Source organism: Bacteroidota bacterium (assembly GCA_036522515.1).
GTDB lineage: Bacteria > Bacteroidota > Ignavibacteria > UBA10030 > SZUA-254 > VBOC01.
Genome location: DATDFQ010000057.1, coordinates 1 through 23,644, shown reverse-complemented (window position 1 = coordinate 23,644; position 23,644 = coordinate 1). Strand labels below are relative to the sequence as shown.

Sequence of the window (23,644 nt, the reverse complement as noted above, 5' to 3'; positions counted from 1 at the left end):
GCATCTGATCGGGATCTACTCAGAGGCTCGTCATCCCGACATGTTTCTGGTCGGGATCTTTCTAAAAGCGTTGAAAGATGCTGACCAGGAGCATGTCAGCATGACGAGTTTGAGAGAGCCGCGGTGAAACGCAGACACCACCGCGTGCTCCGTTGACTCTCTTTCTCGAAATACTTACTTTCAATTCGGGGGTACCGCAATGACCGTCATGACTGCAACGAAAGGCAAAATTCTCTGGGTTGACGATGAAATCGAGCTTCTCCGGTCTCATATTCTTCTCCTTTCGGAAAAGGGGTACAATGTCGAGACCGCCACGAACGGGGAGGACGCGGTTCAGCTCGTCAAGGAACGGTCGTTCGATCTCGTGTTTCTCGATGAGATGATGGCCGGCATCGGGGGCCTCCGGACCCTCTCCATGATTAAGGACATCCGGCCCGAGCTTCCGGTCGTCATGATCACGAAAAACGAGGACGAAGGGCTGATGGAGGAGGCGATCGGAGTCAAGATCAGCGACTACCTGACCAAGCCCGTCAATCCCAGCCAGGTCCTCCTTGCCTGCAAGAAATTCCTCGAGGGAAGGAAAATCACGGGGGCGCATGTCTCCCGCGACTACATCAAGGAATTCAACGAGATTTCCATCGCGCTGCAGAATAATCTCACGGCGGACGAGTGGACCGCGCTCTATGCGAAGCTCGTGGACCGGTCGCTGGAGCTCGACCTCCACCCCGAGCTCGGGCTCAAGCAGACGCTCACCGACCAGTTCCGCGAGTGCAACGTCGAGTTTTCGAAATTCATCGAACGGAATTACCGGCACTGGCTCGGGCAGGCGAAGCGCCCCACCCTCTCGGTCGACATCGTGGAGAAATACCTCATCCCCCAGCTCCAGCCCGGGCGATCGGTCTTCTTTTTCGTCATCGACTGCCTCCGGATGGACCAGTGGATGATGATGGAATCGGTGCTGCGGGAGTATTTCGACATCTCCCGCGAGTATTACTATTCGATTCTTCCGACCGCGACTCCCTATTCGCGCAACGCGATTTTCAGCGGCGCCTTCCCCGATGAGATCGAGGTCCGCTTTCCGGAGATCTGGGAAAAATGGGAGGACGACGACAACAGCCAGAACCGGTATGAGCATCAGTTCCTGGAGAACCTGCTCGAGCGCCGGAAGGTGCATCTGAAGCCCGAGTCGAAGTATGTGAAGATCCTGGACCCCGAGTTCGGCCGCAGCATCGAGCAGAGCATCAATTCCTACGCCAAAAACCCGCTCACCTCGATCGTGGTGAACTTTGTCGACATGCTCGCGCACGGGCGGTCCGACTCGCAGCTCCTGAAGGAAATAGCGCCGGATGAGGCCGCGTACCGGTCGCTGACGCAATCGTGGTTCATGCACTCGTCGCTTCTCGGAATGTTGAAAACCCTCGCCCGGCAGAAGAACGTCAAGATCGTTCTGACGACCGATCACGGGAGCATCCGGAGCCTTCGAAGCACGAAGGTGATCGGCGACAGGGAAGCGTCCACGAACCTGCGCTACAAGTACGGGAGAAACCTCAAGTGCGACGAACGCCATGCGATCTTCGTGAAAAACCCGGCCGATTTCCGGCTGCCCAAGCGAAGCGTGACCATCAACTACCTGGTCGCGAAGGAAGACTATTACTTTGTCTATCCGACCGAGTTCCATAAGTATGTGAACCAGTATCGCGACAGTTTCCAGCACGGCGGAATATCGATGGAGGAGATGATACTTCCCGTGGTCACGCTTGACCCGAAACCGTAGCGCAGAGGGCGGTACGGCTCCCCCGGAAACCTACAACACACGTACGGAACGGGAGACCGCGGGCCTCGGCGGGGACCTTGGCCGGAGGCTCCGACCGGGCGATACCGTCGCGCTCTACGGGGAGCTGGGGACGGGCAAGACCCGCTTCATCCAGGGAATTTGCAAGGCGCTCGGCGTCAACGAACATGTCGCAAGCCCGACCTTCACCATCGTGAACGAATATCATACGGCCGCATTCGATATCTACCATTTCGATCTCTACCGCGTGAACTCGATCGCCGAACTGCGCGACCTCGGTTTCGAGGAATACGTTTCGGGAGACGGAGTCTGCCTCATCGAGTGGGCCGAAAAGGCGGCGGCCGTTCTTCCGGCAAGAAGGTATGACGTCGTGTTGAAATTCGGGACAGGGCCGATTTCCGGAACACGGACCGGCCCCGGTCCGGCGTGTCGCGGGAGCCGCGACCTGCGCGAAATCACCATTACACAGATCCTCGGGGTGGCTGCATGACCGTCCTTGCGATAGAGACGGCTACCGCTGTGTGCGCGGCCTCGGTCGTCCGGGACGGCGCGGTCCTGGCGGAGAGCAGGGTGGAGTCGCGGCACGTGCATTCCGAGAAACTATTGCCCATGATGGATGAAGCATTCAGATCGGCGGGCGTCGCGCCCGCCCAAATCGACGGCATCGCCGTTTCGATCGGCCCGGGTTCGTTTACGGGCTTGCGGATCGGCCTCAGTGTCGCGAAAGGACTCGCCTATGCCTGGGAGAAGCCGCTGATTCCGGTTCAGACGCTCGAGGCGCTCGCGATGCATGCCGTGGAGCAGTCGCTCGCGGTCGCCGGAGGATTCGTTCTTCCGATGATCGACGCGCGGCGCGCGGAGGTGTATGCGGCTCTCTATCGCCGGGTGGGGGGGAACCTCGAAGAAATCATTCCCCCGCGAGCCGCGCAGCTTCGCGACCTTGAGGGGATCCTTCCCGGGGAGTCGCCGGTCGTCGTCATGGGAGACGGAGCCGTAAAATTTCTGGAATATCTTGAGCTCGGGAAGTCGCCGGCGCGCTCCCGGTTCGTGTTCCCTCCTATGGAAGCCCGGCAGTGCAGCGCCTCGGCGGTCGGGCTGCTCGGGGAACGGGCCCTTGCGGCCGGGCGCACGGGCGTCGTCGCGGATCTCGAGCCTTTTTATGTAAAGGATTTTCAGTCGCTGGTCGGCGCCGGTCAGCACGGGGTGGTGTCCTGATGGCCTGGTTCCGCCGCTCCAAAGCGAGCATCATGGCCGATCCCCAGCGCAAGGACACGCCCGACGGGATGTGGACCAAGTGCGAGGGTTGCGGCGAGATCATTCACCGGAAGCAACTCGAGCAGCAGTTCTATACCTGCATCAAATGCAATTATCACTTCCGGATCGGGAGCAAGGAGTATCTGTCGATCCTGATCGACGAGGGAACGTTCAAGGAGCTCGACCGGAAAATGAAGTCCACCGATCCGCTCGAATTCCAGGATACCAAGCGCTATAAGGACCGTATCCGGGAGACCATGAGGAAGACCGGTCTGAACGATGCGGTGCGAACCGGAACCGGCAAGCTCGGCGGAGTGAGCGTGGCGATCGGCGTCATGGATTTCAGTTTTATCGGCGGGAGCATGGGTTCGGTGGTGGGAGAGAAAGTCGCGCGGGCGATCCAGAAGTCGCTCAAATCCAAGGTTCCGCTTGTGACCGTTTCATCGAGCGGGGGCGCGCGCATGATGGAGGGGGCCCTGTCGCTCATGCAGCTTGCAAAGACGAGCGCGAAGCTTGCACAGCTCTCGGATGCCGGTATCCCCTATATCTCGGTCATGACAGACCCGACCACCGGCGGCGTTACGGCCAGTTACGCGATGCTGGGCGATATCAACATCGCCGAGCCGGGGGCGCTCATCGGATTCGCCGGTCCGCGGGTGATCAAGCAAACCATCGGAAAAGACCTGCCGGAGGGCTTTCAGCGGTCCGAGTTTCAGCTCGAACACGGCTTTGTGGATGTCGTCATCCATCGCAAGGAGATGAAGGAGACCATCACCCGGCTCCTGAAGCTGATGACCGAGTAGGAGAGTTTCCCCCCGTCTCACCCTCCCGTAGCATGCTCCCGAAACGCCGTTTCAACCTGGGTTCTAATATTCGCCTCGCGGGAGCACGATCGCTCTAACCCCTGGCTTTGGTAGCCGCAGCCTTTAGGCTGCGTCATCCGGCACGCGACCTGAAGGTCGCGCCTACCGACATCCATTAACCGTTGTTGTAGGGGCGGGGCATGCCCCGCCCGGCGTTTCAGGTATCACGATCATTCCGGGCGACGCATGCGTCGCCCCTACGGTAGGCGCAGGCTTTAGCCTGCGCCTGCACGCGACCTGAAGGTCGCGCCTACCAAATCCTCCGCCTTCTTCCGGTTCCGAGCCTCCTCAATTTCCTCATTTCTGAGCCCCTGAAGGTCAGTATTTGGTCACCTGTCTCAACCAATACTTTCATAGAGACCCGCAAGGTATTGATATTAAGATAAATATTTATTAATTTGACTTCACGTATGAACATCCATATCATAGGAGTCCCGATGGACTTGGGTGCCGGCCGGCGCGGAGTCGACATGGGCCCTTCCGCGATCAGAATCGCCGGAATCGGCCCCCGTCTGACGGAACTCGGGTACACGGTCAACGACGAAGGCGATCTTACGATCAAAACGCAGGAGGAACAGCGGATCCTTGATCCGCTTGCCAAATACCTGCCGGAGATCGCCCGGGCCGTAGGCGTCCTGAGCCGGAAAGTCGAGAAAGTTCTCGAGCGGGGTCACTTTCCCCTGGTATTGGGGGGCGACCATTCCATCGCGATCGGGACCATCAGCGGCGTCGCGGTCCATGCCCGGAAGCGCCGCAAGAAACTGGGCGTGTTCTGGATCGATGCCCACGGCGACTTCAACACGCCGGAAAGCTCGCCCTCGGGAAATATCCACGGCATGCCTCTGGCGATTTGCACGGGGCTCGGCCCGCGGGCACTAACGCGCATCGGCGGGACGTTTAGAAAGGTGGAACCCCAGAATGTGGCGATTATCGGTGTGCGGACGCTCGACAAGGGCGAGCGGGACAATCTGATCAAGTACGGTGTGAAGATTTTCACGATGGAAGAGATCGACAAGTTCGGGATTCATCGCGTCATGAAATCTGCCCTTCAGAAGGTGGGGAGGCAGGTCGACCTGTTGCACGTGAGCTTTGACCTCGACAGCGTCGATCCGGTCTATGCACCGGGGGTCGGGACGCCGGTCAAAGGAGGCCTCGATTACCGCGAGGCGCACCTCATCATGGAGATGCTCGCCGAATCGAAGAAGATGTCTTCCCTGGAGCTCGTCGAGGTAAACCCCATCATCGACAATCGCAACCAATCGGCGGAATTCGCCGTAGAGTTGGTACAGTCCGCATTCGGCAAGAAAATATTGTGAGGACACTCGAACCCGTGGAAGCTGACCCGAAGATCCCAGGCCGGGACGAAGAGCATTACCGGATCGAGATCAGGGGGAGGCGGATCGGCGACTTCTCATCGTTACAGGTGGGGCCGGACCCCGGAGACGACGCGCCCCGGCGCGCGACCGTGCAGTCGATTTCGGGGGCGATGCACCTGCGGAAATCGTATCTCTCCGACAGCGATTTCCGGCGGATCAGGGTTGTGGCGCTCCTTAGCGGCCTCCTGCTTCACTTCACGGTGATCGTCGGCCTTCTGTTTTACCTCGAGCGGCAGCTTGAGAAATCCAATTTGGAGGAAACCCCCTTCGGAAGCAGCGGCGGCGGCGGCGGGGAGGACGAGCAGTCGCTCGTGTTGCAATTCGGGCCGCAGAGCAATCCCGATCAGGGGAAGCAGGCAAAAGAAAATTCCACGCGGGGAAGGGTCAACCTGATCGACCTCTATATCTACAGCGAAGTCGAGCACGCGCAGCCGGTCGTGATTAAAGAACCTCCCAAGACGGCCGTAAAGAAAGTGAAGAAGCAACAAACGATCATCGCCGAGAACCTCCCCACACGCTGGGTCCGCCACGGATCGGGTCCGGGTACCGGCGGAGGAGCCGGGGGAGGAAGCGGCGGCGGCATCGGGAAATCGATCGGCTACTCGATCGACTGGGGCGGCACCGGCGGACGGCGGCTCCTCAGCGGGCTCTATCCCCGCTACCCCGAAGGCACCGACAAGCAAATGGTGGTCGTGCTGCAATTTACGGTGCTGCCGGACGGCTCTGTCGACGCCATCCTCCCGACCCGCAAGACCGACGAAATCCTGGAAAGCGCATCGATTGCCGCTCTGCGTACCTGGCGCTTCGAACCGCTCCCCCAGCAAGTCGCGCCGAAATCTCAGACCGGCAAGGTGGGTTTTAATTTCAAGCTCGAGCTTTCCCATTAACGAAAGGTAAATCGATCTCATGAACGTCCGAACTGGTAGCGGAAGACGCATCCCCTTTTTCATCCTGCTGGCCCTGGCGGCGCAGACTCTTCTCAACGCGCAGGAGTCCAGGCGGCTGCAACCCCAATGGTGGTTTGGCGGAGCCGTCGGCCCCAATTTCAACACCTACAGCAGCGATATCAACAGCTCGCAGTTTTACCCGCCGGGATATGTCGGTGCCGTTCCTTCCCTGCCTTCGTTCACGAAAGGCACGGGAGCGGGTGTCTTTCTCTCCCCGCTGCTCGAATATCGCCCCGATCCCGTCTGGGGCGGCATGCTGATGCTCGGTTTCGACGGGCGCGGCGGGTCGTTCACCGACGTGAGCGGCAGCGGGGTGACCCGCACGCTGAGGACTTCCCTGAACTACATCAGCCTGGAGCCGAGCGTGCGCGCGACGCCTTTCAGCGCCCCGCTCTATTTCTTTGCCGGGCCGAGATTGGGTTTTAGCGTCTCCAAGTCGTACACGTTCACCGAAGTCGGGGGTCCGGAATTCAGCGGAGATTGGACCGGTTCGCGCGGAACCGTCTTCGGCGCGCAGATCGGCGCCGGGTATGACATCCCCATCTCCGACCCCAATTCCTCCTCGCAGATCGAGCTCTCGCCCTTCGTCGCCTTTCATTTCGGGCAGGGACCGAGATCGGAGGAGAGCTGGACGCTGACGACCCTTCGCGCCGGGTTGGCGTTGAAATTCGGCTCCGGGTCCGAGGCGAGACAAACCGCCAGCGGCGAAGTCCAGTTCGCCGTCCGCGCGCCGAAGCTGATACCGGTCGAGCGGAAGGTCAAGGAAACGTTCCCGATGCGAAATTGCATCTTCTTCGACGAGGGATCGAACACCATTCCCGCCCGGTATATCTCGCTCACCCAGTCACAGGCCTCCTCGTTTCGGGAGGAGCAGCTCGTTCAACCGGAACCCAAGGATTTGTCGGGCCGGTCCCGCCGCCAGTTGACCGTGTATCATAACATCCTGAACGTTCTCGGCGACAGGATGCGCCGCCATCCGTCTGCCACGCTCAAGCTGAGCGGGGCGTCCGAGCAGGGCGCGTCGAACGGCCGCGAGCTTGCCGAGGCCGTGAAGCGCTATCTCGTGGACCTCTTCGGAATCGACGGCGGCAGGATTGTCACCGATGGAAGGACGAAACCCGAAATTCCGTCGATGCAATCGGGGGCATCGCGCGAGCTCGAACTTGTCCGTCCCGAAGACCGGCGCGTGGATATCTCGAGCCCGTCGCCGGAGCTTCTGGAGCCCGATCAGATTATTTCGTTGCAGGAAGACCCGCTCGACAGCGACGTGCTCTTCAGCGTCGCCGGCGCGCAGGACGTGCTTGCCTCCTGGTCGATCGTCGCCACCGACGAGAACGGCGCGGTGAAGCGGTTCGGCCCGTTCACCTCGTCGGAAGAACGGGTATCCGGGAGGGCGATCCTGGGAGACCGCCTGCAGGGCAAGTACACCGTCGTCCTCGACGGCATCACCAAGTCGGGGCAGTCGATCCAGAAAGACGAAACGATCCGTCTCGTCCGGTCCGACCAGCCGGAGGAAGAGCCCGGCTTGCGTTTCAGCATCCTTTTCGAGTTCGATCAATCGAAGACCGTCGCGACGTACGAACGATTCCTCTCCGGCACGGTCGCGCCTCTGATACCGGCGGGCGGAAGCGTGATCATCCACGGGCATACCGACATTGTCGGCGAGGAGAGCCACAACCTGAAACTCTCCCGCGATCGCGCCCAGGAAACCATGGCGATCCTCCAGCGGGAGCTCGCCAGGGCGGGCAAGCGCAACGTGAAATTCGACACGTACGGCTTCGGCGAGGACGTGCGGCGCGCGCCCTTCGACAACCGCTTGCCGGAGGAACGGTTCTACAATCGGACGGTGATTATTGACATTCTGCCGGAGTAAGCCGCTGTTCCGTTCAGGCTACAGGGCGGGCCGGGTAGCCCTCCTCCTTTGCTTCGTGCTGTCGCTCCGGTGCTTTTCGCAGATCCCTCCGGTCGACAGGCAATCGACCTCCGGCCTCCTCAATGAAGCGACGGATTGGATGGACGCCGGCTCCTACCATGTGGCCCGCCAGAAGCTTGCCGAGATTCTCCGCCGCTCCTCGTTCACCGAGCAAAATCGGGACGTCCTCTACTGGCTCGTCCAATCGACCTTCAAGGACCAGGAGTACGAGGAGGCCTATCAGTGGGCTTCCGAGTTCGTTCAGGAGTACCCGAACGACGTCCGCAGGGTCACAGTCCTCTATATCCAGGGAGTGAGCGCCTATCAGACGCACCGGCTCGACGCATCCGCGTCGGCTCTGGGAAAGTTTCTGAAAGAAGGGGGCGATCATCCGCAGAGGGGAGCCGGCTGTTTCTGGCACGCGATGGCCGAGCTCGACCGCGGGGACACCGCGGCCGCGCAGGACGATATCCAGCAATGTTATGGCGACCCGTCGGCGCTCGCCTATCGCGATTACATCCTGATGGGTTGGGCGCTCTCGTTGGAGCGGCGCGGCAACCTCGACGGGTCGGCCGAGCGGCTGGAGCGGCTCCTGTCGGATTACCCCCGGAGCGAGCTTGTCACCGACGCGCAGCTCCGTCTCGCCTCGATCTCGCTTCGCCAGGGGCGGCTCGCCCGGACGCTCAACATGCTCGAGCAGGCATCCCCGTCCTACTCCTCCCAGAGGCAGGAGTATCTCCTCCTGGAGGCCGAAGCGAACATCCAGCTTGCACGGTACCAGGCCGCGCGCGACGCCTACGAAGAGTTCGCGTCGAGATTCTCGGACAGCCCCCACGCCCGGAAGGCTCGCTACGGCCTGGGATGGTCGCTAGTCAAGCTCGGCGACTACGCGCGCGCGCAGGCGGTCTTTGATTCGTTGGGCCGCGGGCACGATTCGCTCGCGTTCGCGTCGCTCTACCAGAGCGGGATCCTTTCGCTTCTCAGGGGAAGGATCACGGCGGCGCTCACCACGCTCGACACGTTGACATCGCTTTCCCCCTACGACCGGGACGCGGTCAGCGCCTATTTCCAGATGGGGATGATCCAATACAGGGGGAAGCAATACCGCGAGGCGCGGCGAAATTTCCAGCTTGCAGCCCGTCTCTTCCCGGAAAGCGAGCTGCGGACCGCCGCGTATCACATGCTGGGAGAGAGCAACATGGCGATCGGCGACTTCTCCAACGCCCAGTATGCCTTCGCGCAGGTGCGGCACCTCGGCGCACCACCTGAAATTCTCGCACCTTCGCTCTTCCAGGAGGGGGTCGCGCTCTATCACCTGGGCCGGTTCAAGACGTGCGGCGAGCGGTTCGACGAGTATCTCCAGAAATTCCCGCGTGACGCCCGGGGGGGCGAAGGCCACGTCTGGCGGGCCGAAGCGCTCTATCAGGACAGCCGGTTCGCGGACGCCGAGCGGTCCTATTCGGAGGCCCTCCGGCTCTATCCGAACAACCCGAAAAAACCCGAGGCGGCGTACGGATATGCCTGGACGCTCTTCGAACAGAAAAAATTCTCCCAGGCCGCGTCGGCGTTCGACAGCTTCACGAAGTTGTACCCGAACGACGGCCACTATCTCGACGCGATGCTCAGGAAAGCCGACTCCTATTTCGCCGTCGGGGAGTATGAGAAGTCTGCGTCTCTCTATTCAACGCTCGGCGCGGAAAAGGCGAGCGGCCGACAGGTGGAATACGCGGCCTTTCAGCTTGCGATGTCGTACATCCAGCGGGGCGAATCCGACCGCGGCGTCGAGCAACTCCGGAGTTTTCTCGTCAAGTATCCCTCCTCGATCTATGCCGAGGTCGTCCAGTTCAACATCGGGTGGACCTATTTTTCCAGGGAACAATACGCGCTTGCCGTCACCGAGCTCAAGACGGTGCTCCGAAAATACGGCGACAGCCAGCTCTTGCCGCGTGTGCTCTTCAATCTCGGCGACTCTTATTACAACCTGAAGGAATACGACAGCGCCCGCGTTTACTATCAGAGGGTGATCAAGGAATACCCTTCGAGTCTTTTGGTGGCCGACGCTCTCTCGGGTCTCCAGTATACGTACGCCGCCCAGGGAAAGCCCGAAGGAGCGCTCGCGGAGATCGAAAAAGTGATGAAAGAGAAACCTGCCGGGGCGCCCGAGGGGGAGCTCGTTCTCAAGAAGGGGGAAATCCTCTTCGGCCAGGGCGACTTTGCGGGGGCGATCACGGAATACCAGCGGCTTCTCGCGATGAAGCCGGAACAGTCCGTCAAGGCGAAGGCGCTCTATCAATTGGGAAGGGCGTATGAGCAGGAGGAAAACCCTCTCCGCGCGGCGTCCTTCTACGAGCAGATTCTCTCCGACGCGCCCGATTCGGAGGTGGTCCCGCGGGCGACGCTGGCGCTCGGCCTCGCGCGCATGAAAGCGAAACATTACGGGCAGGCCGTCGACGCGCTGAAAGGGTTCGACAAGCGATACCCCGACTCGCCCCTTCTCACCGAAGCGCAGTACCAGCTCGGAGTGGCCCTCTCGAACCTTTCCGACAAGAATGCGGCCTCGGACCAGTTCCAGCTTGTCATCAGGGAGCATCCCGCCGACCTGTTCGCGGACCGGAGCCGGATCGGAATGGCGCAGATCGACCTCGAGAGGAAAAGAAACGCCGCGGCGATCGACACCCTGACGGCGATCGTCGGCAGGCGGAGCGACGACATCGCGGGAGAGGCGCTCCTGATGATCGGCCAAAATTATCTTGCGATGAAAAAGACCAAGGACGCGATGCAGGCCTACGAAGACGTGATCCGGCAGTATAAGGATTATCCGATGGTCGTCGAACGGGCGAAACTCGGCGAGGGAGAATGCTACGAGCGGCTGCGCGACAAGAAGAGGGCGCGGTCGGCCTACGAGGAGCTGGCGGGTTCGGCCACCGATGCCGGTGTCCGCAGTGAGGCGCAGGAGCGGCTCAGGAGGCTCGGCAGATGAAGTGGATTCTTCTTCCCTGTCTCATCTCCACGTTTGCGCTCGCTCCTGCTCAGGAGAAACTCGAGTCGAGAGACACGACCGGTCTCCCCAGCCTCGAAATACCGGAGATCACCATTGTCGGCAAAAAAGCGATCATGCTTCCCTTCGCGCGGAAGGGGGAGATCTACGACGTCTCGCTGTACGAGGCGCCCCCTCCGGACACAAGCCTCCTCGGCGACCGGCGCTCCATCGTGCTGCCGCAGGGCGCACTTTCCCGGTACGAGGAACACCAGATGCCGTGGCGCGCTTCGCTCGAAGGCTCGTTCGGAAGCTTCAGCACGGGCGGGCTGAAAGCGTTTGCCGATTACAAGACGCAGGTCTGGGGCATCTACGGGAACGGCAATTACAGAACGACCCAGGGACACGTCGCCAACTCTTCCGGAACGACGACTGGCCTCGATCTCGGGGCGCACTCGCTTCTCTCGACGGACAACGATCTCCTCAGGGGGCTCCGCGTATCGGGCGAGCTCGGTTTCAGGCACGATTCCTACGGTATGTTCGGAATCCCTGCGGGGTCCCCGAAGCGGACGAGGAGCAACGAGGCGCTGGGAGTTGAGATCGGTTCGGTGAACCGGCAGGGGACCGTTCTGGACCTGAGCCTCGACACGAAAGTGTGGAATGTCACCGACACCCGGGCCGGGCGCGATTCCGACGTGTCTGTCGTCTCGCCCGACGTGCGGGCGTCGTTCAGGACGGACCTGCAGGACGCCGGGTTCGGCGCCGAGGTCGTGTACCGGGGATCGTCGCTGAACTATCACCTCCCGACCAACTCTCCGTCGGTCCTCGGGTTTTCGGCGACGGCGAGCTGGAAATTCATGGATCAGTGGTCCATCCGCGCAGGAGGGGTCTACCAGAACGGATCGGGAAGCACGGGCGAGAGCCGGACGGTGATCGCTCCGACGGCGATCCTCCAGTGGGACGCGAGCCAGGACCGGGAGTGGATTTTCTGGTTCCAGCCGGAACTTCATCTTGCGACCTACGACGAGCATATCCGCGACAATCCCTATCTTGTCCGGGAGCTCGATATTCGTCCCGAAAAAAGACCGATTCGCCTCGGAAGCAGCCTCTCGTACAAAGACGAGAACGTGTCGCTGCGCCTGAGCGGTTCGTTCACCCATAGCACCGACAAGGATATCACGCTGAGCGACAGCGGCAGAATCATTCTCGCCTACGTCGACGCGGATCAATTCGTCGCCGAGGCGGCGGGCTCCGTCACTCCGACAGCCGCGACGAGGGTCAAGTTCTCCGCAGCCCTTCAGCCCGGACATGAAACCGGGACCAGCGTCCAGCTGCCGATGATTCCGATCATACAGGGGCTCGGCCGTGGAGAGCTCGATCCGATCCCTTCGATGACCGTCTGGGCTTCTGGCGAGTATTGGAGCCGCAGGAACGTGGACCGGGCGGGCAACAAGACTCTCGGCGACGTGTTCCTGTTCGGGTGCGGAGTATCGACCCGCGCCCTCCCGCGCACCGTCATCTCGTTCGAGATCGCAAATCTGTTCAACACAGGGTACGAGTGGTGGAGCGGGTACAGCGCGCCCGGGAGGGAGCTGAAGCTCGACGCCAAGATACATTTGCGATGAAGCTCATCACGAGCGTCCCGGAAATGCAGCGGAGCGCCGAAGCCCTGCGCCGGGAGGGCCGGCGGCTTGGCGTTGTTCCCACCATGGGGTTTCTCCACAAGGGTCATCTGAGCCTGATCAGGATCGCCGCGCAACACTCCGACGTGGTCATTGTCACGGCGTACGTCAATCCGGCCCAGTTCGGTCCGAACGAAGATTTTTCGAAGTATCCCCGCGACCCCGGGCGCGACCGTTCTCTCGCCGAAGAGGGCGGGGCTGCGATCCTCTTCACGCCCGAGACGTCCGAAATGTATCCCCCCGGCTACCTGACCCACGTGGAAGTCGATACGATCACCAGCCTCCTCGAAGGGAAGGCGCGGCCTGGTCACTTTCGGGGCGTGACCACGGTTGTCGCCAAATTATTTGCCATCACGAAACCGCACGTCGCCGTGTTCGGCCAGAAAGATGCCCAACAGGCCGCCGTTGTAAAGAAAATGGCCCGGGACCTGAACTTCGACCTCGAAATCATCGTGGGTCCCACCGTCCGCGAACCGGACGGACTTGCAATGAGCTCGAGAAACGTTTATCTTTCCGCTGAACAGCGTGCCGAAAGCACGGTCCTCTACCGTTCACTCCAGCTGGCCGAAGGACTGATCGCGAAGGGCGGGCGGGACTGCCCCGCGATACTCGCTGAAATGCAGAAACTGTTCAAACTCCATCCATCGGCCTCGGTAGAGTATATCTCCATCGCGGACTCCGTGACCTTGGAAGAATTAAAAACGCTGACCCCCGGCGCGGCGGTTCTCGTCTCGATGGCGGTCCGCATCGGCGGCGTCCGGTTGATCGACAATGTAGTCGTGCAGGTTCCCTTGTCATCCTGAGCGAAGCGAAGGATCTCCGCACCGAAATTGTTATGATCGAACTCTCCAAACCCCCGAAACTGGCCGTCGTCATTCTCGCCGCAGGCAAAGGCACGAGGATGAACAATCCGGATCTCGCCAAAGTCATGTACCAGATGCACGGCAAGCCGATGGTCGAGTATGTCGTGGAGCTCGCGACGAAACTCCAGGCGGACCGCACCCTGATCGTCGTCGGGTGGCAGAAGGATTCGATCATCGGGCATCTCTCGGGGGTGAACCCCCGCGTGGAGTTCGTCGAACAGCGGGAACAACTCGGAACAGGACACGCGGTCCTGCAGACGGAATCGGCGCTCGAGAAACTCGAGGGAGACCTCCTCGTCCTGTCGGGGGACGTCCCGCTCCTCACGGAGAAGACGGCCCGGGCCCTCATCGGATATCACCGGACCACCGAGGCGGTCGCCACGATTCTCACCGCGGAACTCGACAATCCGGCGGGCTACGGCAGGATCGTCCGCAACGAAGACGGGAGCGTCAAACGGATCGTGGAGGATAAGGACGCCTCCAAAAAGGAACTTGCCGTCAAGGAAATTAATTCGGGGATCTACGTGTTTGAGAGAGAGAAGCTCTTCGAGTGCCTCCGGCTCGTGAAGCCCAATAACGCCCAGGGGGAGTACTACCTGACCGACGTGTTCGAGATTTTCTGGAAGAATCAATACAGGGTCTCTGCCGTCAAAGCCATTGACTCGATTGAAGTTATCGGGATCAACGACCCGGCCCAGCTCGATGCGGCACGGGCTCTGATGGCATCCAGGACGACCGCCTGAAGGTTTGACTCTCATGGCGTTTTTCTTTATCATTAAGCAGGAATCCACACGAGAAATGGCAATGAAATCACTCCTGATCCTCGCTTTTTCGGCATTTCTTGCTACAGGCGTATCGAACGCACAGTTGAAATCCCTGGACGAACAACCGGTCAGCGCATCGCAGTCGCTCGTCCACCCGGCGACCAGCATCAGCAGCTTTCTCGGCCTGCTGAATTCCGATAATTTCATGATGAGGCACAATTTTTCCCTGAGCTATCTCTCCTCCGGGGGGGACGGCATCTCGATGGCGTCGTACACGAACAGCATGTTTTACCGCATCGCCGACCCGCTCAACCTCAGGCTCGATCTCACGCTCCAGGGGTCGCCCTTCGGGGGGTCGGGAACGCTCTCGCAGGGGAACTTCAGCAAGCTGTATATCAGCCGGGCGCAATTGAACTACAAGCCGGCGGACAACATGTTCCTGAGACTGGAATACAACCAGATTCCGTTCGGTTATTTTCCCGGTGGATACTCTTCGTTCGCTCCGGGCTATTACCTGGGAGACGAATAACCCGCGTTGGCAGCCAGCCGATGGACCCCAGAATCAGAACCGGGTTGGTCTACCTCAAGCGGGCTGACTCGTTTTTGTTTTTTGCCCTGCCAGGGTGATCGGGAATAATGGAGTCCCCCCAGCAGACCGAGACGGTACAGCAGTCGCCAAGTTCCTCCTCCCGTACGACCAGAATCGCGAAATCACTCCTAACCGGTTTGATCATCGTGTTCGTGTTCGCGGCCGGGTACCTGTCATACACATTCATCTCCCGGGGCGCCAATCCTCCCGCCGCAACCGCGCCGCAGGAGAAACCCCAGAAAATAATTCAGCTCGATGTCCTGAACGGCACACGCACGAGGGGAGTCGCCGCGAGGTGCATGAACTATCTCCGGACCAACGGGTTCGACGTGGTGGAGATGAAGAATTACAAAGTGTCCAACATCCCCCGCTCGATCGTCGTCGACCGGGTCGGAAACCTCGCCGCAGCGCGCCGCGTCGCGGCCGCGCTCGGGATTTCGGACAAGAACGTGGTACAGCAATTGAACCCCGATTACTTCGTCGACGTCTCGGTGATCATCGGGGCGGATTACAGTTCACTGCAGCCATTTCACTAATGCCGGTCAGGCCAGGCCCCAGGACACGTTGAGAACAAAGACACTCGCGATGAAGATCGCACGATTCGCACTAAGCAGAAAAGCCCAGGACGTCACCGTCATGGATCTCCGGAAATTGACCGACATGACGGATTTTTTCGTCGTCTGTTCCGCGGATTCCGACGTGCAGGTGAAGGCCGTCGCGGACGCGATCGCCGAGGGGACGGACAAGATCGGTGTCAGCTCATGGCACAGCGAAGGCCTCACGCACCGCCAGTGGGTGCTGCTCGATTACGTCGACGTCGTCGTCCACGTCTTCCACAAGGAGGTCCGAAGGTTTTACGGGCTGGAAAAACTGTGGGGTGACGCGAAGATTGAAGTCGTCGAGGACGGTGAAAAGAAGAAACCTGCCAAGCCCCGGTCGCGAACTGCAAAACGGCGATGAGGCAATACCTCAGGGAGCGGATAGAATCTAGCCTCCGGTCGCTGGGCCTCTCCGCCGTTGGTCCGCCGACGTTCGAAAAACCCCGCAATCCCGCCCACGGAGACCTTACCACCAATGTCGCGATGCTCGCCGCGAAGCAGGCGAAACTTGCGCCCGCCCCGCTCGCCCGCCGGATCGTCGAAGAGCTGAAGGCCGACCCGACGCTCATCGACAGGGTCGAGATCGCCGGTCCCGGCTTCATCAATTTTCATTTCACCGAGAAGTTTTACCGCGAGCAAACCGCGGGGATCCTCCGGCAGGGTGCCTCCTATGGAAGAAGCGACTCCGCCGGCGGGACAACCACGCAGGTGGAGTTCGTTTCCGCGAACCCGACCGGGCCCCTCACGGTCGGCCACGGGCGCGGCGCGGTGTACGGCGACACGATCTCGCGCCTCCTCGAGTGGACCGGCCACCGGGTGACGCGCGAGTATTACTTCAACAATGCCGGGAGGCAGATGAGGATACTCGGCGAATCGGTCCGGCTCCGGTACCTCGAATTGCTCGGCGACCGGATCGACTTTCCCGAGGACCATTACCAGGGGGAGTACATCAAAGAAATAGCGGCTCACCTGAAAGCGTCGCACGGCGAAGCGCTGAGAGACGAACCCGCCGACGGACTCTTCAAGCGGCAGGCCGAGCAGGAAATTTTCGACGATATCAAGAAGACCCTCGCCCGCCTCGGCATCGCGCACGACGTCTTCTTCAATGAGAATTCGCTCTATGAGTCGGGCATGGTCAAGGGCGTGATCGAGGAGCTCCGCTCGCGCGGCCTCGCGTACGATCAGGAAGGCGCCGTCTGGTTCAAGACAAGCGCCCTCGGGGCTGCCCAGGACAAGGTCATCGTCAAAAGCACGGGGGAGCCGACCTACAGGCTTCCGGACATCGCCTACCATCGCGAGAAACTCCGGCGGGGGTTCGGTCTCGTGATCGACGTGCTCGGAGCCGACCATGTCGCCACCTATCCCGACGTGCTCGCGGGGCTGAAGGCGCTCGGAGAAGATCCGGCGCGGATCAAAGTGCTGATCCACCAGTTCGTGACGATCGTGCAGGACGGAGAGGTGGTGAAGATGTCGACCCGGAAGGCGAACTTCGTCACGCTCGACGAGCTGATCGATGAAGTGGGAGCGGACGTTGTCCGATTTTTCTTTTTGATGCGCGGAATCGGGAGCCACCTGAATTTCGACCTGAAGCTGGCGAAGGAGCAGTCGGACCAGAACCCGGTCTATTACCTGCAGTACGCCCACGCGCGCATCGCAAGCATCATCCGCCACGCCGAAAGCCAGGGCGTCGACTCGAAATCGGCGCATGACCTTTCCATCCTCGCCGCGCCCGAGGAGATGGCGCTCCTGAAGATTCTCGTGGAGTTTCCCGACATGGTGGAGTCGTGCGCGTCGACGTACGAACCGCACCGCCTGACCGAATACCTGCGCGAAATTGCGGGAATTTTTCACGCGTTCTACCATGTTCATAGGGTTGTGACGGAGAACGCCGCCCTCACTGCGGCGCGGATTGCGCTCTGCCTGGCGACGAAAACGGTCCTCGGGAACGGTTTTTCCATTCTGGGGATCACGGCGCCTGAAAAAATGTAGGATTTCATTAACCAACGGTCAATCTCTCAACCGGAACGCAGAATAGAACCATGACGGACATCAAATCTCTCAACGAACAGATCCAGCGGGAAAGCGCATTCGTGGACCTGCTCCAGATGGAGGTCGGCAAGGTGATCGTCGGCCAGAAAGCGATGGTCGAGCGCCTGCTGATAGGATTGCTCTCCAACGGGCACATCCTCCTGGAAGGCGTCCCGGGTTTGGCGAAGACCCTTTCGATCAAAACGCTGGCCGCCGCGATCCAGGCGAAGTTCCAGCGGATCCAGTTCACCCCGGACCTGCTGCCGGCCGACGTCGTGGGGACGATGATCTACAACCAGAAGAACAGCGAGTTCACCGTCCGGAGGGGACCGATCTTCGCCAATTTCATCCTCGCCGACGAAATCAACCGCGCGCCTGCGAAGGTTCAGAGCGCCCTGCTGGAGGCGATGCAGGAACGGCAGATCACGATCGGCGAACAGACGTTCAAGCTCGAGGAACCCTTTCTCGTGCTCGCGACGCAGAACCCGATCGAGCAGGAAGGAACCTACCCGCTCCCTGAGGCGCAGGTCGACAGGTTCATGCTCAAGATCAGGATCGATTATCCGAACCGGGAGGAGGAACGGCTGATCATGCGGCAGAACATCACCAACTCCACCCCCGCGGTCAGACCGGCCGTGAGCCCCTCCGATATTCTCAAAGCCCGCTCCGTCGTCCAGGAAGTCTACATGGACGAAAAAATCGAGCGGTACATTCTCGATATCGTCTTCGCGACGCGGAGCCCGAAGGACTTCAAACTCGACAAACTGGCGTCGCTCATCAACTACGGCGCGTCGCCTCGCGCGACCATCAACCTCGCGCTCGCGTCGAAGTCGTTCGCGTTCATCAAGCGCCGGGGTTACGTGATCCCGGAAGACGTCCGGGCGATCTGCCACGACGTCCTGAGGCACCGCATCGCGGTGACGTACGAGGCCGAAGCCGAGAACGTCACCCCCGAGAACATCGTGGACGAGATTCTGAATGCAATCGAAGTGCCGTAGTGTATCCGTCATCCCGACATGCTTCTGGTCGGGATCTTTCTACGTTTTTTCCTCGTTCCGCCGCTCCGCGGCGGAATGCATACCGGGACGCTCTGCGTCCCAACGCCGTAGCGGCGCAGAGCGCCGCAATATGCGTTCCCACGCAGAGCGTGGGAACGAGAATATTGTCATCCTGAGCACATTCGCTCCGCGAAGGATCTGACTCTATTGAGAAACCATGGAAACCGCTGAACTCTTAAAGAAAGTCCGGAAGATCGAGATCCGCACCAAGGGCCTCGTCAACCAGATCTTCTCGGGCGAATACCACAGCGTCTTCAAAGGGCGCGGCATGGCCTTCAGCGAGGTGCGAGAATACCAGTTCGGCGACGATATCCGGGCGATCGACTGGAACGTCTCCGCCCGGTTCAATCACCCCTTCGTCAAAGTCTTCGAAGAGGAGCGGGAACTGACGCTCATGCTCGTCGTCGACGTCAGCGGATCGGGAGAATTCGGAACCGTCCAGCAGATGAAGCGCGAGATCGCGGCGGAGCTCTGCGCGGTCCTCGCGTTCTCGGCTCTCCAGAACAACGACAAAGTCGGCGTGATCTTCTTCAGCGACGTCATCGAGAAGTTTATCCCCCCGAAAAAGGGCCGCACGCATACGCTGCGGATCGTCAGGGAAGTCCTTGATATGCAACCCTCACGGAGAGGAACCAGCGTCGCGGAAGGATTGCGCTACCTCACGAGCGCCATCAAGAAAAGAAGCATCGCCTTCCTCATCTCCGATTTTCTCGACGACAATTATTCCGACGCCCTGAAGATCGCCGCGAAGAAGCACGATCTCATCGGCGTGCGGCTCTATGACCCGCGCGAAGCGGCGCTGCCGCCCGCCGGCCTGATGCGCCTGATCGACGCGGAAACCCGGGAGACGGCGTGGGTCGACACCTCCGACCGGCGGGTCCGCGACCGTTATGCCCGCTGGTGGCAGGACCGGGGCGCGGAACGGACGAAGCTCTTCCGCAGAAGCGGCGTCGACGCCATCGACATCCGCACCGACCAATCGTACATCAATCCCCTGGTCGCATTCTTCAAGCTCCGGGAGCGCCGTTGGTGATGAGGCGAGTTCTGACTTCCCTGCCGTGGGCTCTCCTCGCAGCCGCGTTGTTGCTCCCCGGGTCGCTTCCCGCCCAGAGCGTTCACGTCACCGCGCGGGTCGATTCCAACAACATTCTCATCGGCGACTGGCTGCCGCTCCGCATTGAAGTCGAGCATCCTGCGGGCACGACCGTCACCTTTCCCTCGCTCCCCGACTCGCTCGAAGGGTTCGAAGTCGTCCGGCGTGACGCGCCCGTAAAAAAATCCGCCGGGGGGGCCGTCCTCGAGTCGGCGACCTTCATTCTGACCGCCTTCGACTCAGGCATGCATGTGGTGCCGCCGTTCACCGTCCGGTACGCCTCGGCCGGCGACACCACGAAGCACGCGATGGACACCCCGCCGATACCGATCGTGGTCCATGGCGTCGCGGTCGACACCTCGAAAGAGATTAAAGACGTCAAGCCCCCGATCTCGCTCCCCATCACATTCGCGGATCTTCTGCCGTACCTCATCGGGGCGGCAGTCCTGGGGTTGTTGGTTTGGCTCTATCTTTATGTCCGCGCGAGAAGGAAGAAGGGGGTCTCTCTCATTCCGGAAGCGCCTCCCAGACCGGCGCACGAGCTCGCGCTTGAGGCTCTGCGGGCCCTCGACTCGGAACGGATGTGGCAGCGCGGCAAGGTCAAGGAGTATCATTCACAAGTGGCCGACATCGTCCGCCTCTATATAGAGAGGCGATTCGCGGTGGACGCGCTGGAATCCACGACAGACGAGATCATGGCATCGAGCCCCATCAAGACATTGCCCGCTTCCGGGCGGGACCAGCTCGGGGAACTCCTGACGCGGGCCGACCTGGTCAAGTTCGCGAAATATCAATCGTCCCCGGACGAGCACGAGAAGAGCATGCGGCTTGCAGTCTCGTTCGTGGAATCGACCCGGAGCCGGGTGGCTGAACCCGCCTCCAATGAGACTCCGGAGGAGGTGAATCTCCCGACCGCATGATCTTCGCGAACCCGGAATATCTGGCCCTCCTGGCCCTCGTTCCCCTGATGCTCGTCTGGTACTGGAGTCGGCAGAAGCACCAGCTTGCCGAGCTTCAGGTTTCGACGGTGAAGGTGTTCCACGCCGTGCCGCGGACGTGGCGCCAGAGGCTCCGTCACGCGCTCTTTGCGCTGCGTCTTTTCGCGCTCACGTTTCTGATCATCGCGCTCGCCCGGCCCCAGACCACCGACCGGGGTGAGAACGTTACGACGGAGGGAATCGACATCGTCCTGACGACCGATATCTCGGGCAGCATGCTTGCGGAAGACCTGAAGCCGAACCGCATCGAAGCGGCGAAGCGGGTGGCCGCCGATTTCATCGACGGGCGGCCGAACGACCGGATCGGACTTGTCATCTTTTCCGGCGAGAGCTTCACGCAATGTCCGCTCACGCTCGATCACGCGGTCGTGATCAACCTTCTCAAAGAGGTCAAGTCGGGAATGGTGGAGGATGGAACGGCCATCGGGATGGGGTTGGCGACCGCCGTAAGCCGGCTGAAGGAAAGCAAGGCGAAAAGCCGCGTGATCATCCTGCTCACAGACGGCGTGAACAACCGGGGGTTCATCGATCCCACCTCCGCCGCCGGCATCGCGCAATCGTACGGGATCCGGGTCTACACGATCGGTGTCGGAACCATGGGACTGGCCCCCTATCCGGTTCAGACCCCGTTCGGCGTGCAGTATCAGAATGTTCCGGCGGACGTGGATGAGCCCCTCCTGCAAAAGATCGCGGACGAATGCGGAGGCAAATATTTTCGCGCAACGGATACCCGCACGCTGAAAGACATCTATTCCGAAATAGACCGCCTCGAGAAAACAAAAATCGAAGTGACCCAATTCCACAGGCATCGCGAGGATTTCTACCAGTCCGCGATGCTCGCCGGATTGTTGTTGATTCTGGAGGTGTTGTTTTCGCAGACCATCTTCCGGAAAATTCCATGATCCGCTTCGCGCATAGCGAATACCTCTACGCGATCGCGCTCCTTCCGGTCCTGGTGCTCGTGTTTCTCTGGGCGCTCCGTTCGCGCCGGAAGGCCCTTGAGGCGTTCGGAAATCTCGCTCTTCTGAAGCAGCTCATGCCGGCGAGCAGCGGCCTGAAGCGCGCGGCCAAGTCCGCCCTCCTTTTCGCCTCCATCGGGTTTCTCATTCTCGGACTCGCCAACCCGCAGATCGGGACCAAGATGGAGGAGGTCAAGCGGGAAGGCGTGGACATCATGATCGCCCTCGACGTTTCGAACAGCATGAAGGCGGAGGATATCAGACCGAACCGTCTCGAGAGCGCCAAGCAGGAAATATCCCGGATGCTCGACAAGCTGCAGAACGACAGGATCGGTTTGATCGTGTTCGGGGGCGAGAGCTATCTTCAGCTTCCCCTCACCACCGACTACTCCGCCGCGCGCCTCATCCTCAGCTCGATCGATGTCGACATCGTTCCCGTCCAGGGAACTGCCATCGGATCCGCGATCCGCCTCGCCATGAAATCGTTCTCCTCCGGCGAGCGAAAATACAAAGTCGTGGTTCTGATCACCGACGGGGAGAATCACGAGGACGACGCAATCGCCGCAGCGAAAGAGGCCCATGCCGAGGGGGTCGTCATCCATGCGATAGGGATGGGCTCGCCCAACGGCGGTCCGATCCCGGAATACCAGAACAATGTGCAGGTGGGGTTCAAGAAGGACCCGGATGGAAACACCGTGATCACAAAGCTGGACGAGCAGGCGCTGACACAGATCGCAGAGGCGGGCGGAGGGGAGTTCATACGCGCTACCAGCGCGCAGAACGAGCTGGACGAAGTTTTTAAGAAGGTCGAAACGATGGAGAAGAAGGAGTTCGGCGCGAAGGTGTTCACCGAGTACGAGGACAGGTTCCAGTATTTCCTTGGAGTTTCACTCATCCTACTGGTGGCTGAATTCTTCCTTTCAGAACGTAGAACACGGCTTTTTTCACGATGGAAGATCTTCCACGAATCCCTATGAAGACGATCCCTGCCATCCTTTTTTTTATTATGTTATCAACGGCTTCGTATGCCCAGACGGAGCGCTCATTGATCCGCGACGGAAACCGTTCGTACAAGGAGAACAAGTTCACCGACGCGGAGGTGAACTACCGGAAGGCCCTCGAAAAGAACAAGGATTTGACGCCTGGAACGTTCGACCTCGGCGACGCATTGTATAAACAGGGGCGGTTCGGCGAGGCGGCCGAGGCGTACGGATCCGTTGCGGAGAAGGCCGGCAATTCCGGTCTCAAGGCGCAGGCGTTGCACAACCTCGGCAACGCACTCCTGAAGGAACAGAAACTTCCCGAGAGCATCGGCACGTACAAGGAGGCGCTCAAGCTGAATCCGAACGACGCCGATACGAAGTACAACCTCGAGTATGCGAGGGCGCTTTTGAAACGCCAGCAGGAACAGCAGAAACAAGAGCAGAATAAGGATCAAAACAAGGATCAGAAGAAGGACGATAAGCAGAAGCAGGATCAGCAAAAAAAGGATCAACAAAATAAAGATCAGCAGAAGCAGGACCAGCAGAAAGACCAGAAGCAGAACGATCAACAGAAGCAGGCGCAGCAGAAGAAACAACAGATCTCAAAAGAGGACGCCGAACGGATCCTGCAGGCCCTGAACAACGAAGAAAAGAATGTCCAGAAAAAGCTCCACCGCAAAGTCCCCGCGAGGGTCAAAGTGGAGAAAGATTGGTAGAGGATGCACGTCATCCTGACATGTTTTAGGTCAGGATCTTTATTCTGTTTCTTTCTCGTTCCCACGCTCTCAGACTGTGTGAAAACCCCTCCGGATGTTCCTCCGTCGAAGGGGCTCCGAGCGTGAGATCATGCGAGAAAAAAATCTATCTGTGCCCCTCGCAAAAGCTCGTTAGTGTATTATATTTGTAG

At 60.2% G+C, this 23,644-nt stretch carries 21 protein-coding genes; all 21 read left to right on the top strand.

The window, feature by feature from the left end:
• Positions 1–208: 208 nt before the first annotated feature.
• The 21 genes from VI215_12405 to VI215_12305 all read left to right on the top strand — a co-directional run bounded on the left by VI215_12405 (position 209) and on the right by VI215_12305 (position 23,453).
• A complete protein-coding gene (locus VI215_12405) occupies positions 209–1,774 on the top strand; it encodes a bifunctional response regulator/alkaline phosphatase family protein (GenBank protein ID HEY6193116.1) in 1,566 nt (521 codons plus the stop codon).
• A complete protein-coding gene (gene tsaE, locus VI215_12400; GenBank protein HEY6193115.1) occupies positions 1,758–2,282 on the top strand; it encodes a tRNA (adenosine(37)-N6)-threonylcarbamoyltransferase complex ATPase subunit type 1 TsaE in 525 nt (174 codons plus the stop codon). Before VI215_12405 ends, tsaE begins: the two co-directional genes overlap by 17 nt.
• On the top strand, positions 2,279–3,007 hold the full coding sequence (tsaB, locus tag VI215_12395) for a tRNA (adenosine(37)-N6)-threonylcarbamoyltransferase complex dimerization subunit type 1 TsaB (protein ID HEY6193114.1): 729 nt from the start codon (positions 2,279–2,281) through the stop codon (positions 3,005–3,007). Before tsaE ends, tsaB begins: the two co-directional genes overlap by 4 nt.
• On the top strand, positions 3,007–3,849 hold the full coding sequence (accD, locus tag VI215_12390; protein ID HEY6193113.1) for an acetyl-CoA carboxylase, carboxyltransferase subunit beta: 843 nt from the start codon (positions 3,007–3,009) through the stop codon (positions 3,847–3,849). The genes tsaB and accD overlap by 1 nt, the downstream gene beginning before the upstream one ends.
• Positions 3,850–4,319: 470 nt before the next feature.
• On the top strand, positions 4,320–5,225 hold the full coding sequence (gene rocF / locus VI215_12385) for an arginase (protein ID HEY6193112.1): 906 nt from the start codon (positions 4,320–4,322) through the stop codon (positions 5,223–5,225).
• Positions 5,222–6,172 (top strand): TonB family protein, encoded by a 951-nt coding sequence (locus VI215_12380; GenBank protein ID HEY6193111.1) that lies wholly within the window; start codon positions 5,222–5,224, stop codon positions 6,170–6,172. Before rocF ends, VI215_12380 begins: the two co-directional genes overlap by 4 nt.
• Positions 6,173–6,191: 19 nt before the next feature.
• Positions 6,192–8,105 (top strand): outer membrane beta-barrel protein, encoded by a 1,914-nt coding sequence (locus VI215_12375; protein HEY6193110.1) that lies wholly within the window; start codon positions 6,192–6,194, stop codon positions 8,103–8,105.
• Complete coding sequence (locus VI215_12370; protein HEY6193109.1) at positions 8,086–11,124, top strand: tetratricopeptide repeat protein; 3,039 nt, start codon at positions 8,086–8,088, stop codon at positions 11,122–11,124. Before VI215_12375 ends, VI215_12370 begins: the two co-directional genes overlap by 20 nt.
• On the top strand, positions 11,121–12,746 hold the full coding sequence (locus VI215_12365) for a TonB-dependent receptor (protein HEY6193108.1): 1,626 nt from the start codon (positions 11,121–11,123) through the stop codon (positions 12,744–12,746). The genes VI215_12370 and VI215_12365 overlap by 4 nt, the downstream gene beginning before the upstream one ends.
• A complete protein-coding gene (gene panC / locus VI215_12360) occupies positions 12,743–13,606 on the top strand; it encodes a pantoate--beta-alanine ligase (protein HEY6193107.1) in 864 nt (287 codons plus the stop codon). The genes VI215_12365 and panC overlap by 4 nt, the downstream gene beginning before the upstream one ends.
• Before the next feature lie 32 nt (positions 13,607–13,638).
• Positions 13,639–14,409, top strand: coding sequence for a sugar phosphate nucleotidyltransferase (locus VI215_12355; protein ID HEY6193106.1), 771 nt, complete (start codon positions 13,639–13,641; stop codon positions 14,407–14,409).
• Positions 14,410–14,470: 61 nt separating this feature from the next.
• A complete protein-coding gene (locus VI215_12350; protein ID HEY6193105.1) occupies positions 14,471–14,959 on the top strand; it encodes a hypothetical protein in 489 nt (162 codons plus the stop codon).
• 107 nt (positions 14,960–15,066) lie between these two features.
• A complete protein-coding gene (locus VI215_12345; GenBank protein ID HEY6193104.1) occupies positions 15,067–15,555 on the top strand; it encodes a LytR C-terminal domain-containing protein in 489 nt (162 codons plus the stop codon).
• A gap of 28 nt (positions 15,556–15,583) precedes the next feature.
• A complete protein-coding gene (rsfS, locus tag VI215_12340) occupies positions 15,584–15,979 on the top strand; it encodes a ribosome silencing factor (protein HEY6193103.1) in 396 nt (131 codons plus the stop codon).
• Positions 15,976–17,607: an arginine--tRNA ligase gene (gene argS / locus VI215_12335; GenBank protein ID HEY6193102.1), complete on the top strand. Its 1,632-nt coding sequence runs from the start codon at positions 15,976–15,978 to the stop codon at positions 17,605–17,607. Before rsfS ends, argS begins: the two co-directional genes overlap by 4 nt.
• A gap of 50 nt (positions 17,608–17,657) precedes the next feature.
• Positions 17,658–18,644, top strand: a complete 987-nt coding sequence (locus tag VI215_12330; protein HEY6193101.1) for a MoxR family ATPase — start codon at positions 17,658–17,660, stop codon at positions 18,642–18,644.
• 217 nt (positions 18,645–18,861) lie between these two features.
• Positions 18,862–19,737: a DUF58 domain-containing protein gene (locus VI215_12325; GenBank protein ID HEY6193100.1), complete on the top strand. Its 876-nt coding sequence runs from the start codon at positions 18,862–18,864 to the stop codon at positions 19,735–19,737.
• A complete protein-coding gene (locus tag VI215_12320; GenBank protein HEY6193099.1) occupies positions 19,737–20,717 on the top strand; it encodes a hypothetical protein in 981 nt (326 codons plus the stop codon). Before VI215_12325 ends, VI215_12320 begins: the two co-directional genes overlap by 1 nt.
• On the top strand, positions 20,714–21,697 hold the full coding sequence (locus VI215_12315) for a VWA domain-containing protein (protein HEY6193098.1): 984 nt from the start codon (positions 20,714–20,716) through the stop codon (positions 21,695–21,697). Before VI215_12320 ends, VI215_12315 begins: the two co-directional genes overlap by 4 nt.
• Complete coding sequence (locus VI215_12310; GenBank protein HEY6193097.1) at positions 21,694–22,731, top strand: VWA domain-containing protein; 1,038 nt, start codon at positions 21,694–21,696, stop codon at positions 22,729–22,731. The genes VI215_12315 and VI215_12310 overlap by 4 nt, the downstream gene beginning before the upstream one ends.
• On the top strand, positions 22,728–23,453 hold the full coding sequence (locus tag VI215_12305) for a tetratricopeptide repeat protein (protein HEY6193096.1): 726 nt from the start codon (positions 22,728–22,730) through the stop codon (positions 23,451–23,453). The genes VI215_12310 and VI215_12305 overlap by 4 nt, the downstream gene beginning before the upstream one ends.
• Positions 23,454–23,644 lie beyond the last annotated feature (191 nt).

Bases quoted from the DNA above. Each gene is read 5' to 3' on its own strand.
- VI215_12305 (HEY6193096.1), top strand. From the start codon at position 22,728: ATGAAGACGATCCCTGCCATCCTTTTTTTTATTATGTTATCAACGGCT.
- VI215_12325 (HEY6193100.1), top strand. From the start codon at position 18,862: ATGGAAACCGCTGAACTCTTAAAGAAAGTCCGGAAGATCGAGATCCGC.
- VI215_12320 (HEY6193099.1), top strand. From the start codon at position 19,737: ATGAGGCGAGTTCTGACTTCCCTGCCGTGGGCTCTCCTCGCAGCCGCG.
- panC (HEY6193107.1), top strand. From the start codon at position 12,743: ATGAAGCTCATCACGAGCGTCCCGGAAATGCAGCGGAGCGCCGAAGCC.
- VI215_12350 (HEY6193105.1), top strand. From the start codon at position 14,471: ATGAAATCACTCCTGATCCTCGCTTTTTCGGCATTTCTTGCTACAGGC.
- accD (HEY6193113.1), top strand. From the start codon at position 3,007: ATGGCCTGGTTCCGCCGCTCCAAAGCGAGCATCATGGCCGATCCCCAG.
- VI215_12330 (HEY6193101.1), top strand. From the start codon at position 17,658: ATGACGGACATCAAATCTCTCAACGAACAGATCCAGCGGGAAAGCGCA.
- VI215_12355 (HEY6193106.1), top strand. From the start codon at position 13,639: ATGATCGAACTCTCCAAACCCCCGAAACTGGCCGTCGTCATTCTCGCC.
- argS (HEY6193102.1), top strand. From the start codon at position 15,976: ATGAGGCAATACCTCAGGGAGCGGATAGAATCTAGCCTCCGGTCGCTG.
- VI215_12365 (HEY6193108.1), top strand. From the start codon at position 11,121: ATGAAGTGGATTCTTCTTCCCTGTCTCATCTCCACGTTTGCGCTCGCT.
- VI215_12405 (HEY6193116.1), top strand. From the start codon at position 209: ATGACTGCAACGAAAGGCAAAATTCTCTGGGTTGACGATGAAATCGAG.
- VI215_12345 (HEY6193104.1), top strand. From the start codon at position 15,067: ATGGAGTCCCCCCAGCAGACCGAGACGGTACAGCAGTCGCCAAGTTCC.
- tsaB (HEY6193114.1), top strand. From the start codon at position 2,279: ATGACCGTCCTTGCGATAGAGACGGCTACCGCTGTGTGCGCGGCCTCG.
- rocF (HEY6193112.1), top strand. From the start codon at position 4,320: ATGAACATCCATATCATAGGAGTCCCGATGGACTTGGGTGCCGGCCGG.
- VI215_12315 (HEY6193098.1), top strand. From the start codon at position 20,714: ATGATCTTCGCGAACCCGGAATATCTGGCCCTCCTGGCCCTCGTTCCC.
- VI215_12310 (HEY6193097.1), top strand. From the start codon at position 21,694: ATGATCCGCTTCGCGCATAGCGAATACCTCTACGCGATCGCGCTCCTT.
- VI215_12375 (HEY6193110.1), top strand. From the start codon at position 6,192: ATGAACGTCCGAACTGGTAGCGGAAGACGCATCCCCTTTTTCATCCTG.